Source organism: uncultured Thiodictyon sp. (assembly GCA_903837595.1).
Classification (GTDB): Bacteria; Pseudomonadota; Gammaproteobacteria; order Chromatiales; family Chromatiaceae; genus Thiodictyon.
The window spans coordinates 1-2,966 of sequence record CAILVI010000075.1; the positions used below are offsets into that span (position 1 = coordinate 1).

Genomic DNA, 2,966 nt, shown 5'->3' on the forward strand with positions numbered 1-2,966 from the left:
CGGACAGCGGCCCCACGAACAATTGGGCCAGGGCAAAGACCCCGAGATAGACGGTCACTGTGAGCTGGGCGAGTTCGATCGTCGAGCCCAGGTCCCGGGCGATGGCCGGCAGGCTCGGCAGATACATGTCGATGGCAAACGGCGTCAGCCCGGAGAGCAGCCCCAGGGTGACGAGCAACGACGGGCGAATCGGCATGGGTCCCGTCTCAGCAAGGGGTGAAGGCCGCAGGGCAGCGGCAGTGCACAGCCGCGGGCAAAGCGAAGACTCAGCGGCGCAAATGGGGCAGGTCGAGCAATGGGAAGCGGACTTCGAAGACCCTGGTACCAAGCGGGGCTTGGTAGCCAGGGGGCAAGGGGGCCTTTAGGCGCCCCTTATGACCGCGATGAAGTCGCGACGATCAGGACTACTTCTTGGCGATAAAGCCGGAGCAATAGCCCGTCGGGGCAATCTCGGTGTCACCGGGGTAGAGAGTACAGCCCTTGGTCGCGGCCTGGTAGTTCTGGCAACCACTGCACTGCTTGCCGTCCTTGGGGCTGGTCTGGTATTGCAGCGCCTTACGCACGCTCTCGTTCTGGGCGGCCAGCGAGGCGCCGCTCATACCAATGAGGGGGAGCGCAACCAGGGCGGCGCCGCCAACCTTCAGGAACTGGCGGCGGGTGGACTTGTTCAGGTCTGTCATCAGGATGTCCTCAGCTTCGTGTTGTTGGTCCCATGGCCGCACCCTCGCGGGGCGTTCCGCGGGCCTTATTTTTTAACTCGGTCGTACGCACTCGCCGTCGGCGCTTGCGGAGTTGAAGCATAATAGGTTCGCTGGCAGTGTCAAGTGGGGGGACAGAAACCGCCGCTACGGGCGCTTGCATCCGCAGACAGCCGGTTGCGCCGTTGCCGACCGACATCTGGCAGGCCGTCACCATGGGGGGCACGGTCAGGCCGATAGCGAGGCACCGACGAGCGGCAACATCAGCCCTATATGACCAGTGAGCGCGACCCAACCCGAACGATGGCGAAGGGCATCAACGCCGACCGCAGACGCCGGGCGGCAGGTAATGGCGGGCGACCGATAGCGGACCTATCCCAACAAGGGCTTGGCCCCAGCGATTGCGTTGGGCGAGTGCGTGCGCAGGGGCACGTCGCGTACGGAAGGCAAGACTTTTTGGGGTTCCGGTTACCAAAAGAAGATCACCAACGAACCCCGGGGATGCGGGGCGCCCGCGGGCGCCCCGCCGATCCGGACTACTTCTTCAGCAGATAGGCGCTGCAATAGCCGGTCGGCACGATCTCAGTGTCGCCGGGGAAGAGGGTGCAACCATTGGTCGCAGCCTGGAAGTTCTGACAGGTGGAGCACTGCTTGCCGTCCTTGGGGGTGGTCTGGTACTGCAGGGCAGTACGCACCGATGCGTTTTGGGCCGCCAGCGCGGTACCGCTCATGCCGATGATCGGAAGCGCGACCAGGGCTGCACCACCAACCTTCAGGAACTGGCGGCGGGTGGATTTGTTCAGGTCAGTCATCTCGAAGTCCTCAAGGGTGGTGTGATTTGCCCGGGAGACGCACCGCATTGGTGCGGATCACGAGCCGGTCGATTCGTTTAACTTATCGTGTCGGACGCAGTCGCCGTCGGCGCTTGCGGGATCGCAGCATAATGCGTTGGCTGGCCAAGTCAAGTGGGGGGCCAGACGGCGGATCTCGGGGAACCGCGGCAACTGCTGGTCGGGCCGGCGCATGGGCGCACTAAAACAGCCGGTTCAGCCCGTTGAGTGCCGCCACCCGGTAGGCCTCCGCCATGGTCGGGTAGTTGAAGGTGGTCTCGGTAAAGTAGCGGATGCTGTTGGCGGCGCCCGGCTGGGACATGATCGCCTGACCGATGTGGACGATCTCCGCGGCCTGCTCGCCGAAGCAGTGGATGCCCAGAATCGCCAGGGTCTCGCGATGGAACAGGATCTTGAGCATCCCCACGGTGTGGCCCGTAATCTGGGCGCGGGCCAGTGACTTGAAGCCCGCTTCGGCAACCTCGTAGGGCACCTGGGCGGCGGTCAGCTCCCGCTCGCTGCGGCCGATGGAGCTGATCTCCGGCACCGTGTAGATGCCGGTGGGGAACTCCTCGATCAGGGACCAGTCGCACGCACCGTCCGCGATGTGGGCACCGACGAAGCGCCCCTGGTCATAGCTGGCGCTGGCCAGGGCCGGCGGCCCCACCACGTCACCCACCGCGTAAATGTGCGGAAGCGCGGTCTGGTAGCTCGCGTTGACCTCCAGCTGACCGCGCTTGTTGGGGGTAAGGCCGATCGCCTCCAGCCCCATGTCGCGGGTGTTGCCGGTGCGACCGTTGGCCCACAGCAGGACGTCGGTCTTGAACTTCTTGCCGGAGTGGCAGTGCAGCACCACGCCGTCGTCACCCGCCTCCACCCGCTCGGCAGTCTCATCGTTGCGGATCACCACCCCACTCTGGCGCAGGTGGTAGCTCAGCGCATCGGTGATCTCGTCGTCCAGGGAGGAGAGCAGGCGGTCGCGGGTGTTGACCAGGTTCACTTTCACATCCAGGTAACTCATGATCGAGGCGTACTCGCAGCCGATCACCCCGGCCCCGTAGATGGTAAGGGATCTCGGGGTGTGTTGCAGGGCGAGGATCGAGTCGCTGTCGCGCACCCGCGGGTGGCTGAAGTCCATCTCCGGCGGGTGATAGGGGCGCGAACCCGTGGCGATGACGAAGTGCCGCGCAGTCAGCTCCATGTCGACGCCGCCCGCACGATGCACCGCGATGCGGTCCGGGGCCAGGAAGCGGGCACGCCCGAAGATCACCTCCACCCGGTTGCGCTGGTAGGCGCGGTAACGGGTGCGTACCTGCGCGTTGATGACCCCGTCGGCGGCGCGCAGCAGGTCCGGAAAATCCACCTCGATCTGGTCGCGGGTGTGCTGGAAGATCGGGTTGCGCCGGTAGTCCGCCAGGGTCTGGATGGAGTGGCGCAG

Annotated in this window: 3 protein-coding genes and 1 pseudogene; all 4 read right to left on the minus strand. The window is 65.2% G+C overall.

The genetic code is table 11. From position 1 onward, the window contains the following. Window positions 1-196: pseudogene (locus QZY44_RS04090) on the minus strand (Bcr/CflA family drug resistance efflux transporter); the annotation flags it as partial. 208 nt (window positions 197-404) lie between these two features. Then, window positions 405-680: a hypothetical protein gene (locus QZY44_RS04095; protein WP_295442622.1), complete on the minus strand. Its 276-nt coding sequence runs from the start codon at window positions 678-680 to the stop codon at window positions 405-407. Window positions 681-1,234: 554 nt separating this feature from the next. Continuing rightward, window positions 1,235-1,510, minus strand: coding sequence for a high-potential iron-sulfur protein (locus QZY44_RS04100; RefSeq protein ID WP_295442625.1), 276 nt, complete (start codon window positions 1,508-1,510; stop codon window positions 1,235-1,237). 220 nt (window positions 1,511-1,730) lie between these two features. After that, the coding region (gene sthA / locus QZY44_RS04105) for a Si-specific NAD(P)(+) transhydrogenase (protein ID WP_295442627.1) at window positions 1,731-2,966 on the minus strand (1,236 nt) is incomplete at its 5' end.

Excerpts from the sequence above, each read along its gene's own strand:
- QZY44_RS04100 (WP_295442625.1), bottom strand. The coding sequence starts at position 1,510 with ATGACTGACCTGAACAAATCCACCCGCCGCCAGTTCCTGAAGGTTGGT.
- QZY44_RS04095 (WP_295442622.1), bottom strand. The coding sequence starts at position 680 with ATGACAGACCTGAACAAGTCCACCCGCCGCCAGTTCCTGAAGGTTGGC.